The following is a 16,201-nucleotide window of genomic DNA, read 5'->3' as shown; positions in this document are numbered from 1 at the left end:
TACCGCGTGTGGTGATTTCACGACTGCTGCGCAGCCGAACGGGGATAAATCCCCTCGCCACAGGGGACTTGTGAAGGTTTAGCCTGGATCGCGGAAGCCGGGGTGGAAGTCTTTTGGCACCGCCACGCTGACGCTGTCACGCGTGGCGATGTCGATGCCTTCGCTGGCGACTTCGGCGAGGAAGTCGATCTGCTCGGGGGTGATCACGTACGGCGGCAGGAAATACACCACACTGCCCAATGGCCGCAGCAGCGCGCCACGCTCCAGCGCATGCTGGAACACCTTCAAACCGCGACGCTCCTGCCAAGGGTAAGCCTCTTTCGTGGCTTTATCCTTGACCATCTCGATCGCCAACACCATGCCGGTCTGGCGCACTTCGGACACGTTCGGATGATCGATCAGGTGCGCGGTGGCCGAGGCCATCCGCTGAGCCAGTGCCTTGTTGTTCTCGATGACGTTGTCGTGCTCGAAGATATCCAGCGTCGCCAATGCCGCCGCGCACGCCAGCGGGTTACCGGTGTAGCTGTGTGAGTGGAGGAAGGCGCGCAGGGTTGGATAGTCGTCGTAGAACGCGCTGTAGACCTCGTCGGTGGTCAGGCACGCGGCCAGCGGCAGATAGCCGCCGGTCAGGGCCTTGGACAGGCAGAGGAAGTCCGGACGGATGCCGGCCTGTTCGCAGGCGAACATCGTCCCGGTGCGACCGAAGCCGACGGCGATTTCGTCGAGGATCAGGTGCACGCCGTAACGGTCGCAGGCTTCGCGTAGCAGCGTGAGGTACACCGGGTGGTACATGCGCATACCGCCAGCGCCCTGAATCAACGGCTCGACGATCACTGCCGCGACGCTGTCATGATGCTCGGCCAAAGCCTGTTCCATGGCCGCGAACATGTTGCGCGAGTGTTGTTCCCAGCTCATGCCTTCGGGGCGCCCGTAGCAATCCGGGCTCGGCACTTTGATGGTGTCCATCAGCAGCGCTTTGTAGGTTTCGGTGAACAGCGGCACGTCGCCGACCGACATCGCCGCCATGGTTTCGCCATGGTAGCTGTTGGTCAGGGTGACGAAGCGTTTCTTGTTCGGTTGACCGCGATTGAGCCAGTAGTGAAAGCTCATTTTCAGCGCGACTTCGATGCAGGACGAACCGTTATCGGCGTAGAACACCCGATTCAGGCCCTCAGGGGTCATCTTCACCAGACGCTCGGACAGTTCGATCACCGGTTGATGGCTGAAGCCGGCAAGTATCACGTGCTCCAGTTGGTCGACCTGATCCTTGATGCGCTGGTTGATTCGCGGGTTGGCGTGGCCGAACACGTTGACCCACCAGGAACTGACCGCATCGAGGTAGCGTTTGCCCTCGAAGTCTTCGAGCCAGACGCCTTCACCGTGCTTGATCGGGATCAGCGGCAGCTGTTCGTGGTCTTTCATCTGGGTGCAGGGATGCCACAACACCGCGAGATCGCGTTGCATCCACTGATTATTAAAGCCCATTTACAGTCTCCTCGAGGCGGCTCGCGTCAGGCGCGGGCAAACAATCGGGCAAGCCTATGCAATGCGTCGCGTCGGGACAACCCATTGTGTCGATTGAGCTACTTTGTATGGGCCGATAGACGTCGCTGGCGGCGTTTTGATGGCTGACGTATTCTTCGCGGTTCTTTGGGTCGTCTGACCCGCAAAACTGCTTTTTCCTACGTGTTTTCCGGAGTTCGCTGAATGTCTGTCGGTTGGCTGCGCGCCTGTGCGCTGGTGATGTTGGGGCTGTTCAGCGTTACCGCGCTGGCCAAGGATAAAACCGCAATCGTGATCGGCGGCGGCCTGTCGGGTCTGACCGCGGCTTACGAGCTGCAAAACAAGGGCTGGCAGGTCACGCTGCTGGAAGCCAAACCGAGCATGGGCGGTCGCTCGGGCATGGCCACCAGCGAGTGGATCGGCAACGACAAGACGCAGCCGGTGCTGAACAAGTACGTCTCGACGTTCAAGCTGGGCACCACGCCAGCGCCGGAATTCGTGCGTACGCCGGGTTATCTGATCGACGGCGAGTACTTCTCCGCCGCTGATCTGGCGACCAGGCAACCGGCCACCGCCGATGCCTTGAAGCGTTACCAGAAAACCCTCGACGATCTGGCGCGCTCGATCGACGACCCGCAGAACCCGGCGGCGACCAATACCCTGCACGCGCTGGATCAGATCACTGTGGCGAGCTGGCTCGACAAGCAGAACCTGCCGGCCACCGCGCGTCAGTTGATCAACCAGGACATTCGCACCCACTACGACGAGCCTTCGCGTCTGTCGCTGCTGTACTTCGCGCAGCAGAACCGCGTGTATCGCGGCATCTCCGACCGTGATCTGCGCGCCTCGCGTCTGGTCGGCGGCAGCCAGGTGCTGGCGCAGGCCTTCGTCAAACAGATCAAAACCATCAAGACCAACTCGCCAGTGTCCGCGATCGTTCAGGACAAGGACGGCGTGACCGTCAAAGTCGGCAGTGTCGGCTACCAGGCCGATTACGTCGTGTTGGCCGTGCCGCTGCGTGCGCTGAACAAGATTGCGCTGACGCCGGCGCTGGATGCTCAGCACATGGCCGCGATCAAAGGCACCAACTACGGCTGGCGCGACCAGGTCATGCTGAAGTTCAAGACGCCAGTGTGGGAACCCAAGGCGCGTATGTCCGGCGAGATCTACAGCAACGCCGGTCTGGGCATGTTGTGGATCGAACCTGCCCTGAAGGGCGGCGCCAACGTGGTGATCAACCTGTCTGGCGACAACGCTCGCGTAATGCAGGCGTTCGGCGACAAGCAGATGGTCGATCAGGTGCTGATCCGTCTGCACGCTTTTTATCCACAGGCCCGTGGTTCGTTCACCGGTTATGAAATCCGTCGCTACAGCACCGACCCGTCGATGGGCGGCGCGTACCTGGCTTACGGCCCGGGCCAGATCAGCAAGTTCTGGCGCATTTGGGAACGTCCGCTGCAACGCGTAGCGTTCGCTGGCGAACACACCGACACCTTGTACCCGGGCACGCTGGAAGGCGCCCTGCGCACCGGTCAGCGTGCGGCCAGTCAGGTTGAAGATCTGGCGGCAGGCAAATCGTTCGAGCCAGCCAAAGTGGTTCCGGCTGCAGCAGCGGCAGGCGCGGCGGGTGCCGTGGCGGCGAAGAAGGGAAACTTCTTCACTAATCTGTTCGGCGGTTCGGATGACGACAAGAAACCGGAGCCAGCCAAGGCACCTGAGCCGGCGCCAGCACCCGTCGCTCCAGCGCCTGCGCCAACCCCGGCACCTGCGCCAGCGCCGGTGGAAGCACCGAAGCCAGCGACCCCGGTGAAAGCTGAACCGGCGAAGAAAGCGGCAGCCAAGCCAGCGGCGAAGAAGCCGGCGGCTAAAACCGACGCGAAAAAGCCTGCGGCCAAGCCAGCAGCGAAAAAGGCTGAGCCGGCGAAGAAGCCAGCGGCCAAGCCAGCGGCAACGACCGAGACCAAGGCGCAGTAAGCCTTCGCTCCAATAAAAAACGCGGCCATATGGGCCGCGTTTTTTTTGCAATTAAACTGACAGTTTTAGCCTTTCCTGTGCACTCTCAAGGCTTACCTCTGTACAGGATGTTTCCCACAAAATAATCAGAACGAAATGATAGCGGGTACGCGACTTCGAATTTTATGCTGGTATAAATTGGAGATGACCCGTTATGAAGATATTTACGTTAATGCTCGTGTTGATGACGCTTTACGGCTGCGCAAATGGCCGTTTCTTTCCTGGAGGCTATGGCGCGGAGCTAGCCCATAAATGCAAGATAGATCCTTATAGCGCGGATTGTTTACAACCGCCGCCTGTTCTCAAGAACTAAGCGAAAGACGAAAGTGCCCGGTCTGTTAAAAGTCCCATTTGTAGACTTGCGTACCGTCCGGTAATGTTCTCAGCCATCTTTGCTTCGGCTTTGACATTCGCCCCGGGACAAAACCAAAGCGTGCCCAGCGTGGATCGCCAGTGCGCTGATCATAAATGACCAGAACTCCATCCTCCTGGATAGTCATACAAGTGTTGTACCAGAGTGACTTGTCAATGCTGTGGGTGCTTTCGGCAATCCAAAGACGGCGTCTTGACGGATCATAGAGAAAGCCGCTATTGCTGATGACGAACTGCAGAGGTTCGCGCATGCGTTTCTGCTGCAAAGTTTTACTGTAAGGTTGATGTTCATTTGCAACCCAGATCAAAGCTTCACCCTCCTTGATTACCAAATTCCCATCGGCCTGTAGAATTAAGCGGAATCGACCGTTGTCGGACTGCAAATATTGAACCGGTGACATCGTTTGATTGGCGGGTAATGTGGATGAACCACTTGCTTGAAACGGAACATATGGAAGAGCCATATTTTCACCTGATAAATGAATGATTGAAAATTGATTTGATCAGGTTCGTACAGGCAATCTGCACTACATATATATATTCGGAAAAAGTTTTCGTTTGCCAATCTGTCATGAGTGCCATGGCAGGCCCACACCTCGGGTCGCGCCGCGCCGCAGTGAAAGGATGGATTCAGCTGGCTGGGTGCCCTGCACGCCATGAAAAAATCACCTTTAATCTTTCCTTAACACGCCACTTACAGACTCTTGATCGTATTTCTCGATATTTCAAAGCGAAATTTTCCGCTTTAATTCGATAGATAACTCGCTAGTCTTGGTTCGCAGTTCTCACAGGATTTGGGCAATGCAGCTACGTAACTCTTCTTCGCGCTATGGTTGGGTCAGCATCTTCATGCACTGGGGTGTGGCGCTGGTGGTCTTCGGGCTGTTCGCGCTGGGTCTGTGGATGGTCGGGCTGGATTACTACAGCACCTGGCGCAAAGACGCGCCGGATCTGCACAAGAGCATTGGTCTGGTGCTGCTGGGCGTGATGGTGTTGCGGGTGTTGTGGCGCTTTATCAGCCCACCGCCGCCGACGCTGCAGAGCTACAGCCGCATGACCCGTATCGGCGCCAAATTCGGCCACGGGTTTTTGTATCTGGCGCTGTTCGCTGTGATGATTGCCGGTTACCTGATTTCCACCGCAGACGGTGTCGGGATCCCGGTGTTTGGCCTGTTTGAAGTTCCTGCACTGGTTTCCGGGCTACCGGATCAGGCAGATACCGCTGGGGTGATTCATCTCTGGCTGGCGTGGGCGCTGGTAATTTTTTCCGGCCTTCATGCGTTGGCAGCATTGAAGCACCACTTTATCGATCGTGATGCGACCCTGACGCGAATGCTCGGTCGCAAAGCCTGAAATTCAACCTCGACTCAAAGGAAAAGAAAGCATGTTGAAAAAGACTCTGGCCGCTCTGGCAATCGGTTCTGCCGTGCTGTCGGCAAACGTGATGGCTGCTGACTACACCGTCGACAAAGAAGGCCAGCACGCCTTCGTCGACTTCAAGATCAGCCACTTGGGCTACAGCTACATCACCGGTACCTTCAAGGACATCGACGGCAAGTTCAGCTTCGACGCTGCCAAGCCTGAAGACAGCAAAATCGAATTCAACGTGAAAACCGCCAGCGTATTCACCAACCACGCCGAACGCGACAAGCACATCGCCAGCAAAGACTTCCTGGACGTGGGCAAATTCGCTGACGCCAAGTTCGTCTCCACCAGCGTCAAATCCACCGGCAAGAACGCCGCGGGTAAAGACACTGCTGACGTGACCGGCGACCTGACTCTGCACGGCGTGACCAAGCCAATCGTGGTTAAAGCTGTGTTCCTGGGCGAAGGCAAGGATCCATGGGGCGGCTACCGTGCCGGCTTCGAAGGCACCACCAGCATCAAGCGCTCTGATTTCGGCAAGATGATGGACCTGGGCCCACAGTCCGACAATGTCGACCTGTACATCTCTTTCGAAGGCGTGAAAGCCAAGTAAGTAGATTGCGCCATCAGAACGCCGACCTTCGGGTCGGCGTTTTGCTGTCTGGCGTTCAGGCAATACTGTCTTGATACTCGATGATTTGCTGGCGCAGCCACGTCAGCAAGCTCGCCAGCTGTGCCGAACGTCTGGAATGAGTTGGCCACAGCATGAAATATCGGGATGCGTGCACGGGTTCGACGTCGGTCAGCCTGACCAGTTGCCCGCGCTGGATCATGGCGTGAGCAATGGATCGGCGCGTCAGTGCAACGCCGTAGCCCAGGCGCGCGGCTTCCAGCATCAACGTTGAATCAGTGAATTCGAGTGCCGCCGGGGGGCGGGTTTGCTCGACGCCTCCCGCCATCAGCCATGTCGACCAGCTTTCACTGGCGTGAAGCAGCGGGTGCTCAAGGACGGAAGCGGCGTCAGTCGGCAAGCGCCCGTGATTGAATTGAGGGGCCGCGACGACGATCAATGAATCTGACATCAGCGGTTCGCAGTGTACATCTGGCCATTTTCCATGGCCGAACCGAATGGCGGCGTCGATGATTTCGCCCTCGAAACTGGACAGCTCCATGCTGGCCACCAGTTTCAGGCGCAAGCCAGGGTGAGCGTCGAGAAATCCTTGCAGGCGCGGCAGCAACCAGAACATGCCAAAGGACGGCAGCACCGAGAGGGACAGTTGTGGGTGTCGGGTTCTGTACAGGAATTTTTCTGTGACGCCGGCGATTTCACCGAGCGATTGGCGGATCTGATAAGCGTAAACACGCCCCTCTTCGGTCAGCGTTACGCCACGACCGTTGCGCTCAGTCAGGTTGATACCCAGGTATTCCTCCAGTGAACGTATCTGGTGGCTGACGGCGCTGTGGGTGACGTGCAGTTCGGTGGCGGCGAGGTTGACCTTGCCCAGTCTTGCGAGGGCTTCGAACGCCCGAAGGGCGGCTAACGGAGGGAGTTTCAATAGTTGAATTCCATTCACTGAACCGGGCAAAAAACGCCGCTATACGTGGGTTGTCGAGGTTGCGAATAATCCACCGCACGCCCCGGTGGGCGTTAATGACTTCGTGCCCCTTCGACTAGGATCTGTCCATGCTAATCAATGAAATCAAGGCAATGCTGGAGAACTACTTCAGCGTGTTGCAAACCCAGGATTTACAGGGCTTCGACGAAGTTTTCCACCCTGGCTGTGTCCTCTACAGTGCTCAGGACGGGGAAGTGACCGTGCGGCCCTTCGCGCAATATCGCGCCATGGTGCAAGGACGCGAATCGCCGCAAGAGCGCGGATTTGCGAGCCTGGACGAGATTCTGATGATCGATGTGATGTCGCCGGAAATGGCGATGGTTAAGGTACGTCTGCGACTGTTCGACAATATTATGGTCGACTATCTGAACGTGATGAAAGTGCAAGGCAAATGGATGATTTTCGCCAAGCTCTTCCATAAACAAGGCAGCGTGGCGTGATTGTCAGGCTGTGAGAGAGGGCAATCGAATTGACCGCTCTAAACAAAAACGCCCCGAACCAGTCGGGGCGTTTTTGTGAGGGGTCACTCAGCGATTGCGGGTCAGCAATGCCGGTTTTTCGCCGCGTGGACGGCTTGGCAGTTGATCAAGCTGCTCAGGTGTCGGGAAGCGATCAGCCTTCGACTCCTTGTGCATGATCTTCGGGCCAGTGCTGCGCGGGTTCTGCACGGCCGGTTCGGTACGTGGCTGATCGTCACGGGCCGGGCGGCGGTTGCGCGAAGACGAGGACGAGTCGTCGCGACGAGCCGATTGACCATCACGCGGTGCGCCGTTGCGCGGGCCGCTGCGTTTGGCCGGTGGAGTGCCGGTGCTTGAGCCGTTGCTGTTGCGCGGGCCATTCTGACGACCTTGCGACTGACCGCCGCGTGGTGCGCCCGAACCTGCGCCTGCGCCTGCACCTTGAGCCGGTGCACCTGGACGACGGCCGCGACCGCCAGCCGGGGCTGGCTTCGGCACGTAATCAACGCGGTTACCGAAGTTATCGATATCGTCGTCGAGGAACTCGTCCGGTGCGCGATCGGCAGCGGCGCGTGGCGGCTGCGATGGCTGACGCTGTTCACGGGCCGGAGTACCTTCGCGAGGTTTCTGCTGACGGGCAGGGCGCTCGCCACGTTCACCGGCAGGTTTTTCCTTGCCCTTGTCTTTGCCTTTGTCTTTACGACCGCCGCCACCGCCGCCGCCATTCGGGCCATCGCCGCGTGGGCCACGTGGATTGCGCGGGTTGCGCACGTCCGGACGCTCACGCACTTCTGGCTTCTCGGCTTCAATGGTGCTCGAATCGAAGCCCATCAGGTCGCCGTCGGCGATTTTCTGCTTGGTCATGCGTTCGATGCTTTTCAGCAGTTTTTCTTCGTCCGGGGCAACCAGCGAGATCGCCTCGCCCGAACGACCGGCACGGCCCGTACGGCCGATACGGTGCACGTAGTCTTCATCGACGTTCGGCAGTTCGAAGTTGACAACGTGTGGCAACTGATCGATGTCCAGACCGCGTGCGGCGATGTCGGTGGCGACCAGAATGCGCACCTGGTTGGCCTTGAAGTCGGCCAGCGCTTTGGTGCGCGCGTTCTGGCTCTTGTTACCGTGGATCGCCACAGCCGGCAGGCCGTGTTTGTCCAGGTACTCGGCCAGACGGTTGGCGCCGTGCTTGGTACGGGTGAACACCAGCACCTGTTCCCACGCGCCGGCGGTGATCAGGTGCGCCAGCAGCGCACGTTTGTGGCTGGCCGGCAGACGGAAGACGCGTTGTTCGATGCGCTCGACCGTGGTGTTCGGCGGCGTCACTTCGATGCGTTCCGGGTTGTGCAGCAGCTTGCCGGCGAGGTCGGTGATGTCCTTGGAGAACGTCGCCGAGAACAGCAGGTTCTGACGCTTGGACGGCAGGCGCGCGAGGACTTTCTTCACGTCGTGCACGAAACCCATGTCGAGCATGCGGTCGGCTTCGTCGAGGACGAGGATTTCAACGTGGGACAGGTCAACGCTGCCCTGGCCGCAGAGGTCGAGCAAACGACCCGGGCAGGCAACGAGCACGTCAACACCACGGGACATGGCCTGAACCTGTGGGTTCATGCCGACGCCGCCGAAGATGCAGGCGCTGACGAATTTCAGGTCACGGGCGTAGATCTTGAAGCTCTCGTGAACTTGGGCCGCGAGTTCGCGGGTCGGGGTCAGGACCAGTACGCGCGGTTGGCGCGGGCCGTGACGCTGGGATTTGTCCGGGTGACCATTCGGGAACAACCGCTCCAGGATCGGAAGGGCGAAACCGCCGGTTTTACCAGTACCTGTCTGAGCCGCAACCATCAGGTCGCGACCTTGCAACACGGCGGGAATGGCCCGCTGTTGCACCGGAGTAGGCTCGGTATAGCCCGCATCTTCGATGGCGCGGACTAAAGCCTCGGAGAGACCGAGGGAAGCAAAGGACATGAGTAATCCTGTTTTAGTTAGGGCTTGGCCCAATGGGAGTCTTGCCTGGCGCGAATCACGTTTAAGAGGACGCAATCCCGTCCGGTCCTGCTGCGGTTCCGAAGGCACGTCAGGAGCGCTCGCGCGGGCTGCAAAGCTGCGCTGTAGCGGGTCGAGAGGCCTGTTACGGTTCCGGGCGTCCGGGCGTGAGCCTGGCGGGAACGCCGGAGTATAACAGAGCAATCACTGCGCGCTGCTTTCCTGCTGCTCAACGGTTTTGCTGCTGACCGAGGCATTGCCCAGCGGCGCGGTATTGGCGGGCGCCGCGCCGTAGCGCGCGCTCAGCTCGGCGTAGGCCGGTTCACGCTTGAAACGCTTGAGTTCGGCACCAAAGCGCTGCACCAGCAAATCCATTCCGGCATTGCGCCGAACTGCTAAAAATTGGCTCTGACGGCTAATGACGGTGGGGTTTTCGCTGATCTGATCGCGAATATTCAACTCATCGAGCAAATGCTGGCCAACGCGGCGATCAGTGATCAGCAAGTCGATGCGGCCGCGCACCAGTTTGCCGAAATTGGCCTCGTGTGTCGGTGCAGGCTCACGGGTGAACAGCGTTGATTCACTGAAGTCGGGGCTGTACAGATAACCCGGCGAAGTGCCGATGGTCAGGCCTTTGAGTTCTTCGAGCTTGCTGAACGGGTGCGGTCGGTCGTTGGCATAGAACATCACGAACTCGACGTCCGACAGCGGTTCGACGGGGTAGAGCAGAGTAGCGTCGCGTTCGTCGCTGTGAAAGATGTCCAGTGCACCGTCGGCCTGACCGGTTTCGAGCATCGACAGGCAGCGCTTCCAGGGCAGGAATTGCCATTCGACTTCAATGCCCAGGCGCTTGAACACAATGGCCGTGGTTTCGTAGTCGAGACCGAGTTTTTTGTCGTTCTCCTCGTACACGTAAGGTGCCCACGGCTCGGTGACAATACGCAACTTCTCGCCCCGAGCGGCAAAGCTCAGGCAAGCAAAAACCAGCACCGTGAATAATTGCGCGATCAAAGGCATGGCTTGAGATTACGACGAGAAACGCGAAAGAGCCAGAAAGTGACAGCACATGCTCTGTTTCGCGCCTTTAAAAGCAAAAGATCGCAGCAACAACAACCCCTGTAGGAGCTGCCGAAGGCTGCGATCTCTTGATCTTGCTTGTCGCTTTCAGCTTGAAACTTGCAACTGTTTCAACGAGGCAACTTCAGGTTATTCCAGATCGCCAGGCTTGGCTCAGCCTGGTTCATGGAATAGAAGTGCAGCCCCGGTGCGCCGCCCTGCAACAGGCGCTCGCACATCTCGCTGACGACTTGCTCGCCAAAGCGCTGAATGCTTTGGCTGTCATCGCCATACGCTTCCAGCTGCTTGCGAATCCAGCGCGGGATTTCCGCACCACAGGCATCGGAGAAGCGCGCGAGTTTGCTGTAGTTGGTGATCGGCATGATCCCCGGCACGATCGGCAGATCCACGCCCAGTGCCTGCAAACGGTCGACAAAGTAGAAGTAGCTGTCGGCGTTGAAGAAGTACTGAGTGATCGCGCTGTCGGCGCCGGCGCGAGCCTTGCGCACGAAGTTGGCGAGATCGTCTTCGTAGTTGCGCGCTTGCGGATGCATCTCCGGGTAAGCCGCCACTTCGATGTGGAAATGATCGCCGGTTTCTTCACGAATGAATTCAACCAGTTCATTGGCGTGACGCAGCTCACCGCTGGTCATGCCCATGCCGGACGGCAGGTCGCCACGCAGGGCAACGATGCGCTTGATGCCGGCAGCCTTGTACTCGTTCAGCAGGCCGCGCAGGTCGTCCTTGCTGTCGCCGACGCACGACAGGTGCGGTGCGGCCGGTACTTTGACTTCGCTTTCCAGTTGCAGAACGGTGTTGAGGGTGCGATCACGCGTCGAACCACCAGCGCCATAGGTGCAGGAGAAAAAATCAGGATTGTACGTTGCCAACTGACGGGCAACGTTGAGCAGCTTTTCATGCCCAGCATCGGTCTTGGTCGGGAAGAACTCGAAGCTGTAGCGACGGTCTTGGGACATGGAGGAAACCTCCAGCTACAAGCTGCAAGCTTCAAGCTGCAAGAGCAGCGGGGGTGCGCTGGTCTCTTGTGCCTGAAGCTTGCGGCCTGACACTGTTTTGAAATAGGGGCGGAGCCTCAGGCTTCGCACGGCAAGTTCGGCTTTTGGCCTTTACTTGCCGCTTGAAGCTAAAAGCTCGCAGCTGCTCTTGTCTTAGTAGCGGTAAGCGTGCGGCTTGAACGGGCCTTCGACGGTGACGCCGATGTAGTCAGCCTGTTGCTTGGTCAGTTGAGTGACCACGCCGCCGAAGCCGCGAACCATTTCCAGGGCCACTTCTTCGTCGAGTTTCTTCGGCAGTACTTCAACGGTCAGGCGCTCGGCTTTCTGGGCTGGCGACAGGTCGGCGTACTTCTGGCCGAACAGGAAGATCTGCGCCAGCACCTGGTTGGCGAACGAACCGTCCATGATGCGGCTCGGGTGACCGGTGGCGTTGCCCAGGTTCACCAGACGGCCTTCGGCCAGCAGGATCAGGTAGTCGTCGTTCTGCGCGTCGAAAGCGCCCGGGCCGGTACGGTGGATCTTGTGTACCTGTGGCTTCACTTCTTCCCATGCCCAGTTCTTGCGCATGAAAGCGGTGTCGATTTCGTTGTCGAAGTGACCGATGTTGCAGACAACAGCACGCTTCTTCAGGGCTTTGAGCATGTTCGAGTCGCAAACATTGACGTTACCGGTGGTGGTCACGATCAGGTCGATCTTGCCCAGCAGCGCTTTGTCGATGCTTGCTTCGGTGCCATCGTTGATACCGTCGATGAACGGCGAAACCAGCTCGAAACCGTCCATGCAGGCTTGCATGGCGCAGATCGGGTCAACTTCGGAAACCTTAACGATCATGCCTTCCTGACGCAGGGACTGAGCCGAGCCCTTGCCCACGTCACCGTAACCGATGACCAGCGCTTGCTTGCCGGACAGCAGGTGGTCGGTACCGCGCTTGATCGCATCGTTCAGGCTGTGACGGCAGCCGTACTTGTTGTCGTTCTTGGACTTGGTCACCGAGTCGTTGACGTTGATGGCCGGGATTTTCAGCTCGCCCTTGGCCAGCATGTCCAGCAGACGGTGTACGCCGGTGGTGGTTTCTTCAGTTACGCCGTGAACGCGATCCAGTACTTGTGGGTACTTGTCGTGCAGCAGCTGAGTCAGGTCGCCGCCGTCGTCGAGGATCATGTTGGCGTCCCATGGTGCGCCATCCTTGAGGATGGTTTGTTCCAGGCACCACTCGTACTCTTCTTCAGTTTCGCCTTTCCAGGCGAAAACCGGGATACCGGCAGCAGCGATAGCGGCAGCAGCCTGATCCTGAGTCGAGAAAATGTTGCAGGACGACCAGCGTACTTCGGCACCCAGGGCAACCAGGGTTTCGATCAGCACGGCAGTCTGAATGGTCATGTGGATGCAGCCGAGGATCTTGGCGCCTTTCAACGGCTGTTCGCCGGAGTACTTGCGACGCAGACCCATCAGAGCCGGCATTTCCGATTCGGCGATGATGGTTTCGCGACGGCCCCAGGCAGCCAGGGACATGTCGGCAACTTTGTAATCGTTAAAATCTGCAGGCGTGATAACAGCGCTCATGAAGAGCCTCCATTCGTAATGTATGCGAATGGGCGCCGTTGTGCGTTTAGTGTCCGGCCTGAGCCAGTCAACGCCCCATCCGAGCCTGACAGGTTGAACCTGCTGCAGCGCCCCTCGGACAGGTGGCGGGAAAACGGTAGCAAGTGAACGTTACCGTTTTGAAACGGGGGCGATTATAGCCGTCTAAACTGATCTTCCAAAGGGTTTCTGTCGGCCAAATGAAGATCGCTAATAGCGACCATAGTCGAAGCCTCATGGAGCATGACCGCTCGGTCTGCCAAGATGGCACCCATCTTTCGGCAAACGCTCAGGAGTGAACATGAATTTCCACACCCGCAAGTGGGTAAAACCCGAAGACCTGAACCCCAACGGCACCCTGTTCGGCGGCAGCTTGCTGCGCTGGATTGATGAGGAAGCAGCGATTTACGCTATCGTCCAGTTGGGTAATCAGCGCGTGGTGACCAAGTACATATCCGAAATCAACTTCGTCAGCGCCTCGCGCCAGGGCGACATCATCGAACTGGGCATCACCGCCACCGAGTTCGGCCGCACCTCGATCACCCTGACCTGCGAAGTGCGCAACAAGATCACCCGCAAGAGCATTCTCACCGTTGAGAAGATGGTTTTCGTCAACCTCGGCGAAGACGGCTTGCCGGCCCCGCACGGGCGGACCGAGATCAAATACGTCAAAGACCAGTTCCAGGAAGATGAACTCGTCACCAAGTGATAGTGGTGGTGCGGCCTTCGCGAGCAGGCTCGCTCCCACAGAGATTGTGCTGACCTGTAGGAGCTGCCGAAGGCTGCGATCTTTTGATCTTGCCGCTAAAAAACAAGATCAAAAGATCGCAGCATTCGGCAGCTCCTACATTGTCGGCGTGCACCCAAGGATTCGCGTGGCGCCTATAGAACGTATTCAATAGCGCGAAGGTCGTAGGTAAACACCACCCCCACGGTTCCCACGCCATGACCACGCCCACCGACGGCAAGACCCCCGATCTCTCGACCGAAGAAAAACACGAAGTCGAGAAAAGCCAGCCGCCTCGCGCGGCGGTTCTGCATGAAATCATCCGCACCCAAGGCGATCAGGAACTGGAACGCAGCATCGCTGCTCTCTGGTGGTCGGCGCTGGCCGCAGGGTTGACCATGGGCCTGTCACTGATGGGCATGGGCTTGCTCAATTCGCGGCTGCCCGACGGTGAAGAATTCAAAGTGATCGCCAGTTTTGGCTACTGCGCAGGTTTCCTTGCAGTGATCCTCGCCCGTCAGCAACTGTTCACCGAAAACACCCTGACCGCTGTGCTGCCGGTCATGACCAAACCGACGATTCGCAATTTCGGCCGACTGATTCGTCTGTGGACGGTGGTGTTGTTCGGCAATCTCTGCGGCACCATTCTGGTGGCCTACGTGATGCTCGAACTGCCGATCTTCGACAGCAAGACCGACCTGGCCTTTCTCGAAATCGGCCGCAAGGTCATGGAAAATCACGCCAGCCAGATGTTCGCCAAAGGCATTGTCTCCGGGTGGATGATCGCGACCATGGTGTGGATGATCCCGTCGATGGAGAGCGCGAAGATGTGGATCATCATCCTCATCACCTACCTCATGGCCCTCGGCGATTTCACCCATATCGTCGTCGGTTCGGCGGAGGTGTCGTATCTGGTGTTTGCTGGCGAGTTGCCGTGGAGTGATTTCTGGCTGGTGTTCGCTGGCCCAACGCTGGCGGGCAATATCATCGGCGGCAGTTTTATCTTTGCGCTGATCAGCCACGCGCAGATTCGCAGTGAGAGCGGCTCACTGAAAGCTGCCGGCCCTGAGGAGGTTCAGGGCAAGTCGAAGGAGGATTGAGCGCGGTCAGGCTGCGCGGTTGCGAGTGCCTCGCACAAAGCGCTGATCATGTTCGGCCGGTCAGTCTGCGCAGGGCTGATCAGCGCAACCTCTCGATCATACCGATCGTTGCCAATCTGGCTCACAGCACATTTGTGGCCCCATTGTTCAAAGCCCGACCAATAGGGCACCAGGCTGACGCCAAGCCCTCCAGTCACGAGCATGGCAATGGTCTCCAGCGCATCCAGATCTACCAGCGGCGTCGGCTTCAAGCCATGGTCGGCCAGATATTCCTCGGCATGCCGTCCGCCCCAGGCATCAGGATCATAGCGGATGTAGGGTTGGCTCTGCAGTTGCGCGGGGATGCTGGCCGAGGACTTTTCCTGCGACAGAAACACCAGCGGCTCCTTGCGTAGCGATACGGCCTGCAGGGCTTTGGGCAATTCAAATGGGGGAGCGACGAGGATCGCAGCGTCGACGTCTCCCGAGAGCAGTGCTTGATACAACGACCGCGATGTTCCCGGCACGATAACCGGCTTCAGCCCCGGCGCCCGCTCGGTCAGTGCTCGTAATGCGCCAGGTAGAAGCCCCGTCAGAACGGTGGAAATAGCGCCTATTTTCAACTGCCCGGTCAGCCCTCCCACGTCAGCATCTCCCGCCAGTAATGCCGTTTCGCGAACGATGCGTTTGGCGCGGGGCAATAGACCAAGGCAGGCCTGACTTGGCCTGGCGGCGTGCCCGACGCGCGATAGCAACTCAAAACCGAGTTGTCGTTCGAGCGCGAGAATGCGCTGGCTGACCGCGGCCGCCGTCAACCCTTCGATACGCGCGGCATGGGCGATGGAGCCAGACTCCACGACGGCGATAAGGCTTTTCAAATAGCGCGTATCCATAAGAAATACTTTCGAAGGCGGAAAGAATTACAGGCTATCTCTTTTCATGGAAACCGCACAGTCTGCAACCGTTCGGCTGTTTCCATCATCAGGAGTGGCTTATGCAATCGATTTTTCATCTCGCTTTTCACGTCCGTGATTTGCAGCTGTCCCGGCAGTTCTATGGTGATCTGCTGGGATGCGAGGAAGGGCGCAGCACCGATACCTGGGTCGATTTCAATTTTTTCGGGCATCAATTGTCGTTGCATCTGGGCGAACCCTTTGCGGTAAGCAACACGGGGAAAGTCGGTGAGCACAACGTGCCGATGCCGCACCTTGGCGTGATACTTGAGATGTCGGACTGGGTCGTTTTAAGAGACCGGCTACTCAAAGGCCAAGTGCAATTTGTTCTGCCACCCAGCATTCGTTTTCCCGGAGAACCCGGTGAGCAGGCAACGATGTTCTTTCTCGATCCTGCCGCAAACCCTATCGAGATCAAGGGCTTCACTGATCTGCGGTCAGTGTATGCAACTTGAAATGTCGACACTTTCGAAGGCAAGCCC

At 58.4% G+C, this 16,201-nt stretch carries 15 protein-coding genes and 1 riboswitch; of the genes, 7 read left to right on the top strand and 8 right to left on the bottom strand.

Features of this window, described 5'->3' with window-relative positions:
• Window positions 1-78 precede the first annotated feature (78 nt).
• Window positions 79-1,485 carry an adenosylmethionine--8-amino-7-oxononanoate transaminase gene (locus JFT81_RS21760; protein WP_201228974.1) on the bottom strand — a complete coding sequence of 469 codons (1,407 nt, stop codon included), beginning with the start codon at window positions 1,483-1,485 and terminating at the stop codon, window positions 79-81.
• Between the two features lie 222 nt (window positions 1,486-1,707).
• On the opposite strand from JFT81_RS21760, the gene JFT81_RS21755 reads away from it, so the two are divergent.
• Window positions 1,708-3,477 carry a flavin monoamine oxidase family protein gene (locus JFT81_RS21755; RefSeq protein WP_201228972.1) on the top strand — a complete coding sequence of 590 codons (1,770 nt, stop codon included), beginning with the start codon at window positions 1,708-1,710 and terminating at the stop codon, window positions 3,475-3,477.
• 377 nt (window positions 3,478-3,854) lie between these two features.
• Here the strand turns inward: JFT81_RS21755 and JFT81_RS21750 are convergent, their stop codons facing one another.
• On the bottom strand, window positions 3,855-4,352 hold the full coding sequence (locus JFT81_RS21750; RefSeq protein WP_201228971.1) for a hypothetical protein: 498 nt from the start codon (window positions 4,350-4,352) through the stop codon (window positions 3,855-3,857).
• A gap of 337 nt (window positions 4,353-4,689) precedes the next feature.
• Between JFT81_RS21750 and JFT81_RS21745 the strand changes: the two genes are divergently transcribed.
• Both JFT81_RS21745 and JFT81_RS21740 read left to right on the top strand, forming a co-directional pair.
• Complete coding sequence (locus JFT81_RS21745; protein WP_166221461.1) at window positions 4,690-5,241, top strand: cytochrome b; 552 nt, start codon at window positions 4,690-4,692, stop codon at window positions 5,239-5,241.
• Window positions 5,242-5,272: 31 nt separating this feature from the next.
• On the top strand, window positions 5,273-5,866 hold the full coding sequence (locus JFT81_RS21740; RefSeq protein WP_201228970.1) for a YceI family protein: 594 nt from the start codon (window positions 5,273-5,275) through the stop codon (window positions 5,864-5,866).
• A 55-nt stretch (window positions 5,867-5,921) separates the two neighbouring features.
• On the opposite strand, the gene JFT81_RS21735 is transcribed toward JFT81_RS21740, so the two are convergent.
• Window positions 5,922-6,809, bottom strand: coding sequence for a LysR substrate-binding domain-containing protein (locus tag JFT81_RS21735; protein ID WP_201228969.1), 888 nt, complete (start codon window positions 6,807-6,809; stop codon window positions 5,922-5,924).
• Between the two features lie 128 nt (window positions 6,810-6,937).
• On the opposite strand from JFT81_RS21735, the gene JFT81_RS21730 reads away from it, so the two are divergent.
• Window positions 6,938-7,309: a nuclear transport factor 2 family protein gene (locus JFT81_RS21730; RefSeq protein WP_201198521.1), complete on the top strand. Its 372-nt coding sequence runs from the start codon at window positions 6,938-6,940 to the stop codon at window positions 7,307-7,309.
• 87 nt (window positions 7,310-7,396) lie between these two features.
• Here JFT81_RS21730 and JFT81_RS21725 read toward each other — a convergent pair whose 3' ends face one another.
• The 4 genes from JFT81_RS21725 to ahcY all read right to left on the bottom strand — a co-directional run bounded on the left by JFT81_RS21725 (window position 7,397) and on the right by ahcY (window position 12,942).
• Complete coding sequence (locus JFT81_RS21725; RefSeq protein ID WP_201228968.1) at window positions 7,397-9,289, bottom strand: DEAD/DEAH box helicase; 1,893 nt, start codon at window positions 9,287-9,289, stop codon at window positions 7,397-7,399.
• 222 nt (window positions 9,290-9,511) lie between these two features.
• Entirely contained in the window at window positions 9,512-10,324 is an 813-nt protein-coding gene (locus JFT81_RS21720; RefSeq protein WP_201228967.1) for a transporter substrate-binding domain-containing protein, read from the bottom strand.
• A 170-nt stretch (window positions 10,325-10,494) separates the two neighbouring features.
• Entirely contained in the window at window positions 10,495-11,340 is an 846-nt protein-coding gene (metF, locus tag JFT81_RS21715; RefSeq protein WP_201228966.1) for a methylenetetrahydrofolate reductase [NAD(P)H], read from the bottom strand.
• A gap of 192 nt (window positions 11,341-11,532) precedes the next feature.
• Window positions 11,533-12,942 carry an adenosylhomocysteinase gene (ahcY, locus tag JFT81_RS21710; protein WP_201148154.1) on the bottom strand — a complete coding sequence of 470 codons (1,410 nt, stop codon included), beginning with the start codon at window positions 12,940-12,942 and terminating at the stop codon, window positions 11,533-11,535.
• A 23-nt stretch (window positions 12,943-12,965) separates the two neighbouring features.
• A riboswitch (S-adenosyl-L-homocysteine riboswitch) is annotated at window positions 12,966-13,064 on the bottom strand.
• Window positions 13,065-13,261: 197 nt separating this feature from the next.
• Here ahcY and JFT81_RS21705 point away from each other — a divergent pair.
• Together JFT81_RS21705 and JFT81_RS21700 are read left to right on the top strand one after the other, a co-directional pair.
• Window positions 13,262-13,669, top strand: a complete 408-nt coding sequence (locus JFT81_RS21705; protein WP_016984776.1) for a hotdog domain-containing protein — start codon at window positions 13,262-13,264, stop codon at window positions 13,667-13,669.
• Window positions 13,670-13,905: 236 nt separating this feature from the next.
• The gene (locus JFT81_RS21700; RefSeq protein WP_201228965.1) at window positions 13,906-14,787 is read left to right on the top strand and encodes a formate/nitrite transporter family protein; all 882 of its coding nucleotides are present in this window, start codon (window positions 13,906-13,908) and stop codon (window positions 14,785-14,787) included.
• Here the strand turns inward: JFT81_RS21700 and JFT81_RS21695 are convergent.
• Window positions 14,763-15,659, bottom strand: a complete 897-nt coding sequence (locus JFT81_RS21695; RefSeq protein ID WP_201228963.1) for a LysR substrate-binding domain-containing protein — start codon at window positions 15,657-15,659, stop codon at window positions 14,763-14,765. The genes JFT81_RS21700 and JFT81_RS21695 overlap by 25 nt on opposite strands.
• 101 nt (window positions 15,660-15,760) lie before the next feature.
• Between JFT81_RS21695 and JFT81_RS21690 the strand changes: the two genes are divergently transcribed.
• Window positions 15,761-16,174, top strand: a complete 414-nt coding sequence (locus JFT81_RS21690) for a VOC family protein (protein ID WP_201228961.1) — start codon at window positions 15,761-15,763, stop codon at window positions 16,172-16,174.
• Window positions 16,175-16,201 lie beyond the last annotated feature (27 nt).

Origin of the sequence: Pseudomonas sp. TH43, assembly GCF_016650635.1 — a bacterium.
In the GTDB taxonomy this organism is placed as follows: Bacteria; Pseudomonadota; Gammaproteobacteria; order Pseudomonadales; family Pseudomonadaceae; genus Aquipseudomonas.
This window is presented reverse-complemented; position numbering and strand designations above follow the sequence as displayed.

Bases quoted from the DNA above. Each gene is read 5' to 3' on its own strand.
- JFT81_RS21750 (WP_201228971.1), bottom strand. From the start codon at position 4,352: ATGGCTCTTCCATATGTTCCGTTTCAAGCAAGTGGTTCATCCACATTA.
- JFT81_RS21705 (WP_016984776.1), top strand. From the start codon at position 13,262: ATGAATTTCCACACCCGCAAGTGGGTAAAACCCGAAGACCTGAACCCC.
- JFT81_RS21725 (WP_201228968.1), bottom strand. From the start codon at position 9,289: ATGTCCTTTGCTTCCCTCGGTCTCTCCGAGGCTTTAGTCCGCGCCATC.
- ahcY (WP_201148154.1), bottom strand. From the start codon at position 12,942: ATGAGCGCTGTTATCACGCCTGCAGATTTTAACGATTACAAAGTTGCC.
- JFT81_RS21730 (WP_201198521.1), top strand. From the start codon at position 6,938: ATGCTAATCAATGAAATCAAGGCAATGCTGGAGAACTACTTCAGCGTG.
- JFT81_RS21745 (WP_166221461.1), top strand. From the start codon at position 4,690: ATGCAGCTACGTAACTCTTCTTCGCGCTATGGTTGGGTCAGCATCTTC.
- JFT81_RS21695 (WP_201228963.1), bottom strand. From the start codon at position 15,659: ATGGATACGCGCTATTTGAAAAGCCTTATCGCCGTCGTGGAGTCTGGC.
- JFT81_RS21740 (WP_201228970.1), top strand. From the start codon at position 5,273: ATGTTGAAAAAGACTCTGGCCGCTCTGGCAATCGGTTCTGCCGTGCTG.
- JFT81_RS21690 (WP_201228961.1), top strand. From the start codon at position 15,761: ATGCAATCGATTTTTCATCTCGCTTTTCACGTCCGTGATTTGCAGCTG.
- JFT81_RS21720 (WP_201228967.1), bottom strand. From the start codon at position 10,324: ATGCCTTTGATCGCGCAATTATTCACGGTGCTGGTTTTTGCTTGCCTG.
- JFT81_RS21760 (WP_201228974.1), bottom strand. From the start codon at position 1,485: ATGGGCTTTAATAATCAGTGGATGCAACGCGATCTCGCGGTGTTGTGG.
- JFT81_RS21700 (WP_201228965.1), top strand. From the start codon at position 13,906: ATGACCACGCCCACCGACGGCAAGACCCCCGATCTCTCGACCGAAGAA.
- metF (WP_201228966.1), bottom strand. From the start codon at position 11,340: ATGTCCCAAGACCGTCGCTACAGCTTCGAGTTCTTCCCGACCAAGACC.
- JFT81_RS21755 (WP_201228972.1), top strand. From the start codon at position 1,708: ATGTCTGTCGGTTGGCTGCGCGCCTGTGCGCTGGTGATGTTGGGGCTG.